Annotated in this window: 16 protein-coding genes; 3 read left to right on the top strand and 13 right to left on the bottom strand. The window is 69.8% G+C overall.

Annotation, left to right across the window (positions count from 1 at the left end):
* Window positions 1-54: 54 nt before the first annotated feature.
* A complete protein-coding gene (locus FB561_RS23825; protein ID WP_145810402.1) occupies window positions 55-1,173 on the top strand; it encodes a cytochrome P450 in 1,119 nt (372 codons plus the stop codon).
* Here the strand turns inward: FB561_RS23825 and FB561_RS23820 are convergent.
* The 4 genes from FB561_RS23820 to FB561_RS23805 all read right to left on the bottom strand — a co-directional run bounded on the left by FB561_RS23820 (window position 1,151) and on the right by FB561_RS23805 (window position 4,306).
* The gene (locus FB561_RS23820) at window positions 1,151-1,918 is read right to left on the bottom strand and encodes a class I SAM-dependent methyltransferase (protein WP_145810400.1); all 768 of its coding nucleotides are present in this window, start codon (window positions 1,916-1,918) and stop codon (window positions 1,151-1,153) included. The two genes, FB561_RS23825 and FB561_RS23820, sit on opposite strands and share 23 nt — an antisense overlap.
* 10 nt (window positions 1,919-1,928) lie before the next feature.
* Complete coding sequence (locus FB561_RS23815) at window positions 1,929-2,450, bottom strand: hypothetical protein (RefSeq protein ID WP_145810397.1); 522 nt, start codon at window positions 2,448-2,450, stop codon at window positions 1,929-1,931.
* Window positions 2,451-2,516: 66 nt separating this feature from the next.
* On the bottom strand, window positions 2,517-3,191 hold the full coding sequence (locus tag FB561_RS23810; protein ID WP_145810395.1) for a slipin family protein: 675 nt from the start codon (window positions 3,189-3,191) through the stop codon (window positions 2,517-2,519).
* Window positions 3,192-3,529: 338 nt separating this feature from the next.
* A complete protein-coding gene (locus FB561_RS23805) occupies window positions 3,530-4,306 on the bottom strand; it encodes a sulfite exporter TauE/SafE family protein (RefSeq protein WP_145810393.1) in 777 nt (258 codons plus the stop codon).
* A 172-nt stretch (window positions 4,307-4,478) separates the two neighbouring features.
* Between FB561_RS23805 and FB561_RS23800 the strand changes: the two genes are divergently transcribed.
* Window positions 4,479-5,282: a GNAT family N-acetyltransferase gene (locus FB561_RS23800; RefSeq protein WP_145810390.1), complete on the top strand. Its 804-nt coding sequence runs from the start codon at window positions 4,479-4,481 to the stop codon at window positions 5,280-5,282.
* 376 nt (window positions 5,283-5,658) lie between these two features.
* Here the strand turns inward: FB561_RS23800 and FB561_RS23795 are convergent, their stop codons facing one another.
* From FB561_RS23795 to FB561_RS23760, 8 genes are all read right to left on the bottom strand, one after another.
* A complete protein-coding gene (locus tag FB561_RS23795) occupies window positions 5,659-7,422 on the bottom strand; it encodes a proline--tRNA ligase (RefSeq protein ID WP_145810388.1) in 1,764 nt (587 codons plus the stop codon).
* Between the two features lie 131 nt (window positions 7,423-7,553).
* A complete protein-coding gene (locus tag FB561_RS23790; RefSeq protein WP_145810386.1) occupies window positions 7,554-7,919 on the bottom strand; it encodes a DoxX family protein in 366 nt (121 codons plus the stop codon).
* 12 nt (window positions 7,920-7,931) lie between these two features.
* Window positions 7,932-9,245, bottom strand: a complete 1,314-nt coding sequence (locus FB561_RS23785; protein WP_145810385.1) for a M14 family zinc carboxypeptidase — start codon at window positions 9,243-9,245, stop codon at window positions 7,932-7,934.
* Between the two features lie 91 nt (window positions 9,246-9,336).
* Window positions 9,337-10,161, bottom strand: a complete 825-nt coding sequence (locus tag FB561_RS23780) for a GNAT family N-acetyltransferase (protein ID WP_145810384.1) — start codon at window positions 10,159-10,161, stop codon at window positions 9,337-9,339.
* A 27-nt stretch (window positions 10,162-10,188) separates the two neighbouring features.
* Complete coding sequence (locus tag FB561_RS23775; RefSeq protein WP_170284749.1) at window positions 10,189-11,433, bottom strand: MFS transporter; 1,245 nt, start codon at window positions 11,431-11,433, stop codon at window positions 10,189-10,191.
* Window positions 11,434-11,451: 18 nt separating this feature from the next.
* The gene (locus FB561_RS23770) at window positions 11,452-11,940 is read right to left on the bottom strand and encodes a GNAT family N-acetyltransferase (protein WP_145810382.1); all 489 of its coding nucleotides are present in this window, start codon (window positions 11,938-11,940) and stop codon (window positions 11,452-11,454) included.
* Window positions 11,937-12,587 (bottom strand): VOC family protein, encoded by a 651-nt coding sequence (locus tag FB561_RS23765; protein WP_145810380.1) that lies wholly within the window; start codon window positions 12,585-12,587, stop codon window positions 11,937-11,939. Before FB561_RS23765 ends, FB561_RS23770 begins: the two co-directional genes overlap by 4 nt.
* The gene (locus FB561_RS23760; RefSeq protein ID WP_145810378.1) at window positions 12,584-12,748 is read right to left on the bottom strand and encodes a ribbon-helix-helix domain-containing protein; all 165 of its coding nucleotides are present in this window, start codon (window positions 12,746-12,748) and stop codon (window positions 12,584-12,586) included. Before FB561_RS23760 ends, FB561_RS23765 begins: the two co-directional genes overlap by 4 nt.
* A gap of 60 nt (window positions 12,749-12,808) precedes the next feature.
* On the opposite strand from FB561_RS23760, the gene FB561_RS23755 reads away from it, so the two are divergent.
* Window positions 12,809-13,180 (top strand): VOC family protein, encoded by a 372-nt coding sequence (locus tag FB561_RS23755; RefSeq protein WP_170284748.1) that lies wholly within the window; start codon window positions 12,809-12,811, stop codon window positions 13,178-13,180.
* Window positions 13,181-13,341: 161 nt separating this feature from the next.
* Here the strand turns inward: FB561_RS23755 and FB561_RS23750 are convergent, their stop codons facing one another.
* Entirely contained in the window at window positions 13,342-13,965 is a 624-nt protein-coding gene (locus tag FB561_RS23750; RefSeq protein WP_145810374.1) for a CGNR zinc finger domain-containing protein, read from the bottom strand.
* Window positions 13,966-13,996 lie beyond the last annotated feature (31 nt).

Raw genomic sequence — 13,996 nt, 5'->3', positions numbered from 1 at the left:
TCTGTCTCAGCAATACCACTCATATCTGTGGTCTGCATCGTACGCTCGGTCCCGATGGTGACTCTGGTGGAACTCGAGAACGACCCGCACGCGGCGCTGGCGGCGCTGCGGCCGGTGGGCTGGGTGGACGCGCTCGGTGGCTGGGTGGTCACCAGTCGCGAGCTGGCGATGCGGGTGATGCGGGACCCGGACACCTTCACGGTGGACGATCCGCGGTTCTCGACGGCCCAGGTGGTGGGTCCGTCGATGCTGTCGCTCGACGGCGCCGCGCACGCCGCGCACCGGGCACCGTTCGAGAAGGCGTTCGGGCTCGCCGAGACGCGGGCCCGGTTCGGCGACCTGGTGGCGTCGACCGTCGACGACCTGGTCGGCGCGATCGCGTCTTCGGGCGCGTCCGATCTGCGGCGGACGGTCGCGGGGCCGTTGTCGGTCGCGGTGGTGGCGTACTCGCTCGGCCTCCCGCCCGCTTCGGCGGACACGGTGCTCGGCTGGTACGAGGCGATCTCGGCGTCGGTGTCCGGGATCCCGGCCGGGCGGCCGGCCACGCCCGAAGGCGCCGAGGCGTTCGCGCTGCTGCACAAACACGTTGCCTCGGGCATCGCGTCGTCGGACTCGCTGGTGGCCGAGGCGGCCCGGGCCGGACTCGGGATCGACGACGTGGTGGCGAACGCGGCCGTGCTGATGTTCGGCGGGATCGAGACGACCGAGGGCATGATCACCAACGCCCTCTGGCAGCTGCTGAACCACCGCGACCAGCTCGACCTGGTCCGGGCGGACCCGACCCTGCTGCCGAACGCGCTGGAGGAGTCGCTCCGGCTCGAACCGGCCGCGGCCGTCGTCGATCGGTACGCCACTCGCGAGGCCGTCCTCGGCCCCGTGACGATCAACCGCGGCGACCTCGTCACCGTCTCGCTCGCGGGCGCCGGCCGGGATCCCGAGGTCTTCCCCGACCCAGACCGGTACGACGTCCGCCGCCCGAACGCGCGTCGCCATCTGGCGTTCGCGAGTGGGCCGCACATCTGCCTCGGGATGCACCTGGCCCGGCTCGAAGGGCTCGCGGCCCTGTCGGCGATCCTCGCGTTCCCGGGTCTACGGCTCGACCCCGACTCCCCCGCGCCTCAGGGTCTGGTCTTCCGCAAACCGTCGGCGCTCAAGGTGCACTGGGACGGGTGAGCCGCAGCACCGCCCCGGGGTAGGACGGGACCGGTTCGTCCGGCCGGTCGGCGGCGTCCCTCGCGAACTCGGCGAGGCCGCGCTCGATCTCGTCCTCAGGGAGGTGCTCGAACGTGGACAGCGCCCGATGCCGCAGCCGCTCGTACGCCGCCCGCAGGGTCCGCGGCTCGTCGGCATCGACCCAGACGGGTTCGTCGTCGGGCTCGAGGCCGGCGTTCTTGGCCAGCGCCTTGGTCTCCGCGAGAGTCCGGTACATCCCGGCGTCGACGGCGCGCCCCGACGGGAAGTACGCGTACCAGAACAGGTCCGGCATGACGTCCCGGAACTGGGTCCGCAGCAAGGCGACTCCACCAGGCCTCAGCACCCTGAACACCTCTCGGAGCCCGCGTTGCTGGTCGGGGAAATGGTGGAACGACAGGAACATCACCACGACGTCGCAAGCCTGATCCGGCAACGGAATCGCCTCGGCCGCACCGTCCAGGTAGGTGACCCGGTCATGCGTCGCGTTCGCCTCGGCGGTCCCCCGCATCCGCGCCGACGGCTCGACCCCGTACACCGGCCCGCCGAACGCCTCGGCCAAAGCGGGCGTGAACCGCCCGACTCCGGACCCGAGATCAACCACCCCCAACGGCCGCTGCTTCGGAGCCAGTCCCGCGAATGCGTTCATCCAGCTCCGGACGGTCTCCCCCGAAACCCGCCGCCCCTCGGCATAAACAGAGGACAACCGCCCGTCGTAATCGACCATGCACCCGACCCTAATCCCGGCCGTTCGGGTTGTGTTCCAGCTGGGCGTAGGCGCTGGTCTGCTTGACGATCACGTCGGCCGCGCGCTTGGCCGGCCAGAACTGCAACAGGTACCGATCGACCACCGGTTCGTCCTCGCCCACGACGTCCGCCGCGCGACCGGCATCCAGGTTCGTCCCGCAGTACCGAACCCGGTAGCCCGCCTCCGGCAGCTCGAACCTCACCAGCGGTCCACTGTCCAAGCCGTGCATCCGGATATCCAGCCCGTGCGGCACGAACGAGACCTCGACGATCTCCTCCCACTGCTCGTCGATCGGCGGCTCCTCACCCCAGACCTCGACCCGGAAGCCAACGTCCCCCGTGTGCAGTGCGGTCGCCAGGAACAACCGCCCGGCCTCCGCCGCACCACACAGCTTGTTGACCTGACCCCGCCGCGAAGCGTCGAAGTCGGGCCAGTCCAGGCCGCCGCTCATCAGGTAGATCTGCCCGAACGTAAGGCCGACCCTGCCGTCGAAGATCTCCGTCATTCCCATGGCCGGAGCCTAAGGGCGGCAGAGCCGGTTCGGTCGTCGGTTGCAGCTTCTGACAGGCCTGATCCGCTAGCGGCGCGGCGGGAGGCCGTCGGGGGTGAGGACGACGGTGGCGCCGGAGTCGGCGGCGGTCTGGACCAGGCGGAGGGTTGCCAGGGCCGGGTGGTCGTCGAGGAGCTTGGCGCTGTTGGCCAGGGAGCGGAGGGCGGCCGCTTCGCCCCGGGCGCGTTCGAGGGCCGCCTTGCCGCGCTGGCGTTCGAGGGCGGTCTCGCCCAGCGCCGTCCGCAGTTCGCCGACGAGTACGAGGTCGCGTACGGCAGCGCTCTGCACCGCGATCCCGAGCTCGGCCGCTTCCGCGCGGACGGGGTCGGCCAGCTCGGCGGTCACGGCGTCACGGCCTTCCGCGCGAAGCAGCTCGTCCAGTTCGCGTCGACCGACCGCGTCACGGACCGCGAGCTGGAGGGCCACGTGCAGGAGTTCGGTCGGGTCCTCGGCGCGTTCCACGAACGCGCGCGGATCCGCCACCTGCCAGCGCAGTACCGCGGTCACTCGTACGGGAACACCGTCGGCGGTGAAGATCTCCTGACCCGCGACCGCGAGCTGCCGCAGGCGCGGATCGACGGGCTCACGGCGAACCCGCCAGATCCGGCGAACGGTGTGGCGTCCCGGCTCCAGCTCGCGTTCGAAAGCCCCGTCGCGATACAGCAGGACCCGCTCGTACGCCTGCACGGTGACCTTCGCCATTTCCCCACTCCCCTCGCCCGGATCGTCCTTCTGCTGCCGCGGTGACGGCAGGATCCGTCCCGGTCCGCACCCCGAACCAGCGGCGGAGGTACCGGCTCTGTCCGAGCAGCCAGGCCCGCAGAGCCGTGGTTCGGGACCGCGTGCCGACCGGGACGGACATGGTGCCCTTTGTCCGTCGCAGAACGGCTGATGCACCGCGCCGGGTACGACGCGCAGGACGGTCCCGGCGAACGCCGATGCCGCTGCTGATCCGGCCGTGCGTGCACCAGTGTGCGGCCGCGAACTTGCCGCCTGCAACCGAATTCCCGCCAATTAGTTGCTTGCGGCATCTAGTGGGGTCAGGCGAGGAAGACGTCGTAGCCGAGCCGGAGGATCAGGGCGGACACGACGACGAGGAAGATGATCCGGACGAACCGGCTGCCGCGGGCGACCGCGGTCCGGGCGCCGAGCAGGCCGCCGAGCATGTTGGCCAGACCCATCGTCACCCCGAGCGCCCACAACGGCGCCCCGTGCGCGGCGAACACCAGGATCGCGCCGACGTTGGTGGCCACGTTCGCGATCTTCGCCTTCGCGCTCGCCTGCAGGAAGTTGTAGCCGAGCAACCCGACCAGCGCGAAGATCAGGAACGACCCCGTCCCCGGCCCCACCGCGCCGTCGTAGAAGCCGATCAGGATACCGACGGCGCCGGCCGCGACGTAGTGGTTCCGCCCATCGAAGCGGAGCGCGGTGCGGGCCCCGAGCGACGGCTTCATCGCGGTGTAGATCGCGACCACGACGAGCAGGACCAGCACGATCGGCTTGAACCACGTCATCGGGATCTTCGTCGCCACCAACGCGCCCGCGGCCGCCCCGAGCCCGGCCAGGATCGCTAGCGGCAGCACGGTCCGCCGGTCCGGCCGCACCTTGACGCCGAACGTCACCGCGCTCGTCGACGTACCGAACAACGAGGAGATCTTGTTCGTGGACAGGATCTGGGCCGGTGACGCGGACGGCAGACCGAGCAGCATCGCGGGGAGCTGGATGAGGCCACCGCCACCGACGACGGCGTCGATCCAGCCGGCCGAGAAGGCCGCGATCACGAGGAAGACGAGGGTCCAGAGCGACACGTCAGGCACAGCGGCACCGCGGGCAGAAAGTACTCACAAACCCATGATCAGGTAATGACCTTGTACAGCAAAACCATTACCGCGGCCCAGGTGACGGACCGCACATCGCCGTCATCGGTGGGCTTGGTGGTCCCGGCGCCCGACCGGAGACAAATCGGCGCCGCGATGGAACAGTGAGGCAATGGGAGCCTCGATCCTGCCACCCGAGGGTGAGCACCTCGCGACCGGCTGGGAAGCCGATCTGCCGGCCGACGACTCGCTCGTCCGCCAAGCCGTTCTCGCCCACGCCTCCTGGGCCACCGACGCGGCCCGCCGGACCGGCAACCCGTGGTACGACGGCGAGACGTGGGCAGCCGGATTCCTCGGCGACCGCGGCGCCCTGACGAACTGGGTGGTGCTGAAGCAACCGGTCGACCCCGGCGAGGTGATCGCCGCCGTGGATCGCGAGTTCCCGCGCGATGCGCCGTACCTCTTCGTCAGCGCCTGGCCCACCGGCAACCTCAAACACCTCGGCCTCGGTCTCGCCGGCCATCCCCCGCTGATGGTCCGCTTCCCGTCCACGACCACAACGCCGCCGACCACCGACCTGGAGATCCGCCCGGCCACCGACCTCGACATCCTGGCCGACGCCGAACGCGTGCTGATCGAGGGCTACCCGCTGCCCGAACTGCAGCCGTACCAACCGGGCTCGCTCTACGACCCGACGTTCCTCGAAGGCCCGAGCACGGTCTGGGTCGGCTACGACGGCAAGGTCCCGCTCGCCACCTCGGTCGCCCACCACGCATTTGGCCTGACCGTCGTCGAGAACGTCGCCGTCCTCCCCCAAGCCCGCGGCCGAGGCGCCGGTGCCGCCGTCACCTGGGCAGCCACCACCCAGTACGCCGACAGCCCGGCTGCCCTCATCGCCAGCGACGACGGCCAACCGGTGTACCAACGCCTCGACTATCTCCGCCTCGAACGCTGGACCGTCTGGGTCCGCCCCTGACGCGCTGGGTCAGGCTCCCGGCTTGGTCGCCTTGATCACGTAGATCGCCGGCACGCCAGTACTCCGAGCAAGCTCGGTCCTCACTCTTGCCGTGAGGATCTCAGCGCGGTCGACTGGCAGGTTGTTGAGCGGATAGCGCGTTGCAACACGCCATCCGCGCAACAAACCGCTATGGACCACAGAACCCGCCAAGGATCAGCGATCCGCGGACTGGAGCTTGCTGGCAGGTTGCCGGATGGATGACGGGTTGTTGAGTGGATGGCATGTTGTAACTCGCTAGTCGTGCAACAACGCGGTAGTGGGCGCAAAAGCCTCGCGGTCGCAGAACGGCAGCAGCCCCGCCCCCTTCGGGAGGGCGGGGCTGCTGAGCGACTGATCAGGCGCGGACTGCTGCGACCAACTGGTCGACGATGTCCGCGACCGGGACGTCCTCGCGGGTGCCGGTGCGGCGGTCCTTGAGCTCGATGGTGCCTTCGGCGAGGCCCTTGCCGACGATGGCGATGGTGGGGACGCCGAGGAGCTCGGCGTCCTTGAACTTCACGCCCGGCGAGACCTTCTCCCGGTCGTCGTACAGGACCGTCAGACCACGCGACTCCAGCTCCCCGGCCAGCTCGGCGGCCTTCTCGAAGACGGCCGCGTCCTTGCCGGTGGCAACCAGGTGGACGTCGGCCGGGGCGATCTCGCGGGGCCAGATCAGGCCGAGCTCGTCGTGGTTGCCTTCGGCGATGGCGGCCACCGCGCGGGTGACGCCGACACCGTACGAGCCCATGGTGACCGTGACGAGCTTGCCGTTCTGGTCCAGGACCTTGAGGTCGAGGGCTTCGGCGTACTTCCTGCCCAGCTGGAAGATGTGGCCCATCTCGATCCCACGCGCGGTGGCGAGCGCGCCGGAGCCGTCGGGAGCCGGGTCACCGTCCCGGACCTCGGCCGCCTGGATCGTGCCGTCGGCGGTGAAGTCGCGGCCGTACACCAGGTCGACGACGTGGAAGCCGGACTTGTCCGCGCCGGTCACCCAGGCCGAGCCCTCGGCGATCCGGGGGTCGAGCAGGTACCGGATCCCGGAGGTGTTCTCCTTGCCGAGCACGCCCGGGCCGATGTACCCCTTCGCCAGCGTGGGGTGCTTCGCGAAGTCGGCGTCCTCGAACGCGACCACCTCGGCCGGCTCGACCTGCGCGCCGAGCCGCTTCTCGTCGATCGCCCGGTCGCCGGGGATGCCGATCGCCAGCGGCTCGCGGCTCCCGTCGGGGTGCACCAGGGTGACGAGCACGTTCTTCAGCGTGTCGGCGGCCGTCCACTCGCGGCCGTCGGTGCGGGCGTGCTTCGCGTTCAGCGCGTCCACCAGGGTGTCGATGGTGGGCGTGTCCGGGGTGTCGACCACCTCGGCGGCCGGCACCGCGGCGGCGTCGACCTGCTCCGCCTGCGGGACGACGACGGCCTCGACGTTCGCCGCGTACCCACCGGGTGAGCGGACGAACGTGTCCTCACCGTTCTTCGCGATCGCCAGGAACTCCTCCGACCGCGAACCACCCATCGCGCCGGACATCGCCTTGACGATCACGTAGTCGAAGCCGAGCCGGTCGAAGATCCGGATGTAGGCCTTGCGGTGCAGCTCGTAGGAGTTCTCCAGCCCCGCGTCGTCGATGTCGAACGAGTACGAGTCCTTCATCACGAACTCGCGCCCGCGCAGCACGCCGGCCCGCGGCCGCGCCTCGTCGCGGTACTTGTTCTGGATCTGGTAGATCGACAGCGGCAGGTCCTTGTACGACGAGTACAGATCCTTCACCACCAGGGTGAACATCTCCTCGTGGGTGGGACCGAGCAGCATGTCGGCGCCCTTGCGGTCCTTCAGCCGGAACAGGTTCGGCCCGTACTCGGTCCAGCGGTTGGTCGCCTCGTAGGGCTCCCGGGGCAGCAGCGCCGGGAACACCAGCTCCTGCGCGCCGATCGCGTCCATCTCCTCGCGGACGATCTTCTCCACGTTGCGCAGCACCCGCAGCCCCAGCGGCAGCCAGGTGTAGATCCCCGGCGCGGTCCGGCGGATGTAGCCGGCGCGGACGAGCAACTTGTGGCTCGGGACCTCCGCGTCCGCCGGGTCCTCGCGAAGGGTGCGGAGGAACAGCGACGACATACGCAGAATCACGGGAATCTCCAAGGCGGAACCAGTAGGAAGAAAACAACGGACGCCCAAGAGGATATCCGCCCCGGGCGTGTACTCTCACCACTTTTCCACAGCCCCACCCCGGCCGGCTCAGCGGGGCGGCGGCCCGGCTTTCATTGCTCCCGGGCCGCTTTCAGTGCCGCCCGGATCAACGGAACCTGCAACGGCAGCCGGGCGAACGCGACCGCCTTCGCCGCCGGCGAGCCTTTTCTGTTCAGATCAAGGGCCATCTGGACATTCGCGGGAAACACGGCGACCAGCAACCCGGCACTGGCCACTCCCGCCGCTCGCCGGGTCCGAGGGTGCAACAAGCCGGCCGCACACGCCAGCTCCACCGCCCCCGACGCGTACACGAGCTCCTTCTTCCGCGGCAGGGCGTGCGGCACGATCCGCTCGAACGGCCGCGGCTTCGCGAAGTGCAGCACCCCCAGGACAGCGAACAGCGCGGCCAATCCCGTCGTACTCCTGCTCCGGCTCATACGAGCACCTTATTACCTGCGGGTAGGAAGTTCCCCGTACGGCGCGGCCGCCGCCTGCGCCGCGTACACGAACGCGTCCTTGTTCTTCGGCCAGAAGGTCGAGTCCAGGCACGCGTACGCCGGGAAGAAGCCGGCGCAGGACCCCGAGTCCGGCCCCACCTCGAACGTGTACGACGGGACCCCGCGAGTGCCGTACAGCCAGTCGTCGGTCGCCCCGGGCGCGAAGTACCCGACCCCGCCGTCGCCTGTGCTCACCGGATACTCGGTGAAGTCACCCATCTTCTTGCCCAGAGCAACCAGTTTCGCCTGGTCCGGCGCGGGCGTGTTCGTGTACCCGTAGGGCGCGAGGATGTCGTTCCCGAAACTGTGCAACGTGAGGAAGACGCCCGTGGTCCCCGGCAGGGCCGGCGAGGAGACGTCGCCCTTGGTGTCGCGGAAGATCTTGTCCAGCAGCCCCTGGATCGCGAGCGTCTCCGGCTCCGACTCCGCCCGGGCGCCCGGGTACGTCTCGTCGCACGGACCGCCCTGGTCGGCGTCCCACTGGAAGCCCGAGTTCCGGTTCAGGTCCACGCCGGCGGTGCTCGCCGGGCAAGCACCCGCGGTGTCGTTCACGTTCTTGCGCTGCATCACCGGCCGTGACGGCGACGAGGCGACCACGTCCACGCCGTCCGGGTTCGCCATCGGGACGACCCAGAGCTCGCGGGTGTCGAGCAACGCGGTGAGCTCCGGGTCCTTGCCGTACGACGAGGTGAGCAGGTCGATCCAGCGGTACGCGAGTTCCCCGGTGACCAGTTCGCGGGCGTGGATCTGCGCGTGCAGGACGAACTTCGGCTTCTTGCCGGTGCTGTCCAACGCGCAGCCGCCGGCCACGAGCTTGCTGATGCAGAGCGCCTGGATGTCGTGACCACCCTGGCCCTTCGCCTTCTTCCACGAGTCGCCGATGTCGTACAGCCGGACCAGCTCGGGATGCGCCGCCGCCACCTCCGCGTTGTGCTGCTCGTGACCGACCGCGGTGTGATAGCCGCCGTAGTACGTCGTACCGTCAGCCGCGGCGTCGCGGAGGACGGGTTGGTAGACGGCGCCGATCTTGCCGAGGACCACACCGCGATCCCGTAAGCCGCGGACCTCGTCGGGGGTCGCGACCAGGACCGGGCGGGACGAGTGGGCGTGGCTGATGTCGTAGCCCTCGTTCAGCAAGGTGGCGACCGACAGGCCGTCCGGAAGGCGCAGGGAGTAGTACGCCGGTTCGGCGGCGGCGGTTGCGGGCTGAAGAAGAACGGCGCAGAGCAAGGTCAGGCAGGCCAGGACAGCAGCGATCCGACGCATCAGAGATCCTTCCGCGGGGCGGGGCGGGGCGGCGCTGCGGTTCAGCCAACCTCACCAGCGGTCGGCACACCATCACGGTGAGCGCTCAGCCTCAGAACAGGATCGTCGCGAACGTCTCCACGGTCCGGAAGCCGACCCGCTCGTATGCCCTGCGCGCGGGTGTGTTGAACGCGTTCACGTACAACGTGACGACCGGCGCGATCTGGCGCGCCAGCTCGACCACCGCGGCCATCCCGGGTGCCGCCAGCCCTTCGCCCCGGCGCTCGGGATCGACCCAGACCCCCTGGATCTGGCACACCCCGGTCCCCACCGAACCGACCTCGGCCTTGAACACGACCTTGCCGTCCTCGATCCGCGCGAACGCCCGGCCGGCCCGGATCAGCTCGGCCACCCGGGACCGGTAGAACGTGCCGTCCGGCCCGGTCTGCGGGGGGACGCCGACCTCCTCGGTGTACATCGCGACGCAGGCCGGGTAGAGGACCGACAGCTCGACCGGCTCGACCGCGCGGACCAGCGGATCCGGGGCGATCGCCGGCGAGCCTTCGATCACCATGAACGGCTGCTCGTCACGGATCTCGCGGGCCGGGCCCCAGTGCGGCTCGAGCGCGGTCCACAGCTGGTCGACCGCGCGGGCCGGACCGAGGATCTGGAAGCAGTTCCGGCCACGGCGCAGGGCGTACCCGGCGAAGGCGCGCAACGCGGCCTCCCCCGCGCCGACCGGGACCATGTTGCCGCCGGCGTGGCAGAGCGCCTCGATCTCGCCCTGCGCCACGTAGCCCCACACCTCGGCGCCGCGGCGTGGATCGAGCCCGGACGCCTGCACCAGGCTGTCCACGAACACGTTCACGACCGGATCGCGGGCGATGACGGCCCTCGCTGCTGGCAGGTCGCGAGGACCCAGTACCCGTACGCCCACGGGCAGAACCTAGCCGATTCCGCCAGGTCAGGCCTGCAGCGGGTCGGGCGCGGCCGCGAGTCGGCGCAGCGGCGAGGTCCACGCGACCAGTACCGCGCCGAAGCCGGCCACACCGAGGACGACCATCGCGGCCCGGACCCCGAGGTGACCGCCGAGCACGCCGCCGACGATCGCGCCGAGGGTCCAGCCGACGCCCCAGGACAGCATCCGGCCGGCTGTGTTCACCCGGCCGAGCAGGTGCTCCGGCGTCACCTGCTGGCGGTACGTGATCGAGTTGACGATCACCAACATGTACGCCGAACCCCAGGTGAGCAAGGCGATCGCGGCCAGCGGCCAGGTCGGGACGAGCGCGGTGACGATCCCGAGCACCGCGGACACCGGCAACGCGAACAACGTGATCGCGGCCGGCCGCACCCGCCGGAGCAACCGCGGCAGACCGACCGCGGCCGCCATTCCCCCGATCCCCCAGGCACCGAAGACCAGGCCGAACCGCAGTCCCGAGGTGCCGATGTGCAGCACGCGGTCGCACCACACCACCATCAACGCGACGAACCCGCCGCCCGCGAACGACTGCAGGGCGCCCACGATCGTCATCGTCCGGACCCCGGGATGCCGGACGAGGAAACGGATCCCCTCACCGATGTCGGCGAACAGCACCCGCGGCCGCAACGGCGGGCGGCCCTCGCGGACCTGCGACATGGACCGAATGATCCCCCGGACCGCGGCCGCCGACGCGACGAAGCTGAGCGCGTCCAACGCGAGCAACGTGGCCGGGCTGAGAACGGCGAGCACCAACCCGGCCAGCGGCGGGACCATCAACTCGATCAGGCTCGACGCCGTCCAGACCGCCGCGTTCGCCTGCGCGACCCGCTCGCGGCCGACCAGTACCGGCAGGGCGCCGAAGTTGGCCCCGTCGAAGAACGTGTAGATCGACTGGACGAGGCACCCGACCACCAGGACGTGCGCGACGGTGAGAACGCCGAGCCAGTGCGCGAGCGGGATCGACCCGATCACGACCGCGTTGACCAGGTCGGCCGAGATCATCACGCGCCGCCGGTTCCACCGGTCCGACAACGCTCCCGCGAACAGCCCGGCGAGCAGGTACGGCGCGGCCTCCAGCGCACTCACCAACGCGGTGAGGAACGGCGACCCGCTCAGCCGGTAGACGAGGACCGGTAACGCGATCGCGGTGACCATCGACCCGGTGATCGAGAAGGCACGGGCCAGCCAGTACCGGCGGAAGTCTGCGTCGTCGCGAAGGCGTTCAGGCACACCGGCGATCATCGGGCGTCAGGTGCGGTCGAGGTCAAGACCCATCCAGCACTGATGGTCGCCGAGTTCACGGGCCGGGGTCCGCTCGGGCTCACGGAATCCGTGCCGCCGGTAGAACCCGATCGCCTTCTCGTTGCCCACCAGGACGTTGAGCAGCAACTGGTCCGTCCCCGCGGGTAACGCCTCGATCGCGCCGTCGAGCAACGCCTTGCCGACACCGCCGGCCTGGTACCCGGGCAGGACGTACAGCTTCCACATCACCCAGAAGCCGTCCTCCTGACCGAGCCCGGCCATGCCGACGAGCTCGGTACTTCCGGTGTCCACCGCGACCAGGGTGATGCCGTTCCGGATTCCCCACTCGATCGCACCGGCGGACCAGTAGCGAGCGAGCCCGTCCTCGATGAACTCGGGGGTCGCCAGCTCGGCGTACGCGACCGGCCAGGTCCGGTGGCCGATCGCGCGGACGCCTTCGACATCGTCGAGCGTGGCCGGGCGGACGGTGATCATCCGTGCACCCGGATCGGCTGACCGTCGGGATCGATGATGGCGATCCTGGTCCCGGACAGCTCGGCCGAGTAGCCGGCGGCCGTGAGCCGATCGAGCATCTCGGTCAGCGGCTCGGTCGTCCGCAGGTCGAGGCGGACCGCGAACTCGCCGTCGGCCGGGCCGAAGGTGACTGGCTGCCGGCAGCCGACCAGGTCCAGGAAGCGCAGCCAGTCGGCCTGGTTCGCCCCGGACAACTGGGGCGCGACCGTCAGGCGGAGATCGGGCTCGCTCTCGTGCAGCTTGTAGCCGTAGAGGTCCTCGGACCGTTCGTCCACCCAGAACACCGTGCCGCCTGGTCCGCCGACCGACAGCACCCGTCCGTACGCTTCGTCCCAGGTGGTCGCGTCCTCGTAGCCGGCCTCGATCAGCCGGTCCTTCAGCTCGTCGATGTCGTCGGACTCGAAGGTCAGCCGGGTGTCCCCCGGCTGCCCGCCCGTCGAGGACGTCTGGGAGGAATGCAGCGCGACCATGCCGCTGCCCGCCACCAGGTCCACCCAGCCACGGTCCTCGCCGTCGACCCGCGCCTGCAGGCCGAGCGTCTCGAGAAACGCGCGCATCGCCTTCACGTCGGCCGTGAACCGCAACGGCCGGATCACCACGTCGTTCATCCTCGGGCCTCCCCGTGCTTGGTCAGGTACTGGGCCAGCGCCTCCTCGACCAGGGCGGACAAGCTCGTGCCCTCGTCGATCGCCTTGTGCTTGACCCGGCGGATCAGGTCAGGCGGCAGGTAGACGTTGAACTGCGCCTTCTTGGCAGGTTCGTCGGTCATGGTTAGGATGCTAGCATTCTAGATAGCTACCAGGTCAACCAGCGAGCACCGGGAGTCGTCGTGGCACTGAACTTCAACCACCTGAGCCTGATCACGGACACGAACGAGGAGAACCAGGAGATCGCCGATTTCTTCGCCGGCGTGCTCGGCCTGACCGTCCGCGGCAACGCCGGTGAGGGGTACGCGGAGGTCGACGCGGGCGAGATCGTCGTCTCACTGCACCGCGGCGGCCTGATCGACGACATCGCGCCGCACGGTGGGACGTTGCTGCAGTTCGCCTCCGACGACGTCAAGGCCGACATCGAGCAGATCCGTGCCCGCGGCGGCCGGATCGTGCTGGAGCCGATGGAGACCGACTGGGGCACCACCTCTGCCTACGTCGCCGGACCCCACGGCGTCCTGGTGGAGCTCTGCAAGTTCCACACGACCTAGTGCCCCGTGTTGGAAGTTTCTTGAGTGATTGCGGTGGTCAGGTGCGTGCATCGCGGTGCCGGACGAGCGTCCTCGATGCGGTGCCATCGTGGATGATCGGCCGGTGCCGCGAGGTGCGTGCCTGGGCGCCGCAAGCGCCAAGCAACTTCCAACCCGGGGCACTAGTGCCGACTGCGGTAGTTGCCGACCTTGTGGCGGTTGCCGCAGCGTTGCATGGAACACCAGCGCCGGTTGCCGGGTCGCGAGGTGTCGTGGAAGAGCAGGTAGCAGTTGTCGCCCTCGCACATCCGGACCCGCTTGCCGCTGTCGGTCCCGATCAGGTCGATCAGCTCGCGAGCTGCCAGGGACAACACCTGCGCCCCGGTGATCGGCAGCTCCCACACTTTGGTGCCGTCGGCATCCAGCACCGGCCGCGGCACCGGACCGACCGCGGCGTTGACGAGCTCGACGTCGGCCGCCGTCATCGGCCCGACGCCCGGCATCGGCTTGCCCTTGTCGTTGCGCAAGGCAAGCGTCGGCGCGATCCGGAAGAGCGCGTCCCGGAACTTCCGGGCCGCCTCGAGCTCCTCCTCCGTGACGCGCACCTCACCAGTCGCCAGCGGCAGTTCCGCGGCCAGGTGCGAACCGGCCAGCCAGTCGGCCAGGTCGTCCGGGGTATGCCAGAGCTCGTAGCGGTCCCACGGCGGCGGACCGCCGGTGAGCAGCAACTCGAGCGCGAAGCTCCCCGAGTCGAAGGTGTGCCCGACTCCGTCCCGCGAGACCAATCGTCTTGCCCCTGGCGTCATGTAACCACTATATTCGGTGTCGAACACCGGT

This window comes from Kribbella amoyensis (genome assembly GCF_007828865.1).
Taxonomy (GTDB): Bacteria; Actinomycetota; Actinomycetes; order Propionibacteriales; family Kribbellaceae; genus Kribbella; species Kribbella amoyensis.
Note: the sequence above shows the minus strand (reverse complement) of the source record. Positions and strands in the feature narration are given on the sequence as shown.

Bases quoted from the DNA above. Each gene is read 5' to 3' on its own strand.
- FB561_RS23825 (WP_145810402.1), top strand. From the start codon at position 55: ATGGTGACTCTGGTGGAACTCGAGAACGACCCGCACGCGGCGCTGGCG.
- FB561_RS23820 (WP_145810400.1), bottom strand. From the start codon at position 1,918: ATGGTCGATTACGACGGGCGGTTGTCCTCTGTTTATGCCGAGGGGCGG.
- FB561_RS23815 (WP_145810397.1), bottom strand. From the start codon at position 2,450: ATGGGAATGACGGAGATCTTCGACGGCAGGGTCGGCCTTACGTTCGGG.
- FB561_RS23810 (WP_145810395.1), bottom strand. From the start codon at position 3,191: ATGGCGAAGGTCACCGTGCAGGCGTACGAGCGGGTCCTGCTGTATCGC.
- FB561_RS23800 (WP_145810390.1), top strand. From the start codon at position 4,479: ATGGGAGCCTCGATCCTGCCACCCGAGGGTGAGCACCTCGCGACCGGC.
- FB561_RS23790 (WP_145810386.1), bottom strand. From the start codon at position 7,919: ATGAGCCGGAGCAGGAGTACGACGGGATTGGCCGCGCTGTTCGCTGTC.
- FB561_RS23785 (WP_145810385.1), bottom strand. From the start codon at position 9,245: ATGCGTCGGATCGCTGCTGTCCTGGCCTGCCTGACCTTGCTCTGCGCC.
- FB561_RS23770 (WP_145810382.1), bottom strand. From the start codon at position 11,940: ATGATCACCGTCCGCCCGGCCACGCTCGACGATGTCGAAGGCGTCCGC.
- FB561_RS23765 (WP_145810380.1), bottom strand. From the start codon at position 12,587: ATGAACGACGTGGTGATCCGGCCGTTGCGGTTCACGGCCGACGTGAAG.
- FB561_RS23760 (WP_145810378.1), bottom strand. From the start codon at position 12,748: ATGACCGACGAACCTGCCAAGAAGGCGCAGTTCAACGTCTACCTGCCG.
- FB561_RS23750 (WP_145810374.1), bottom strand. From the start codon at position 13,965: ATGACGCCAGGGGCAAGACGATTGGTCTCGCGGGACGGAGTCGGGCAC.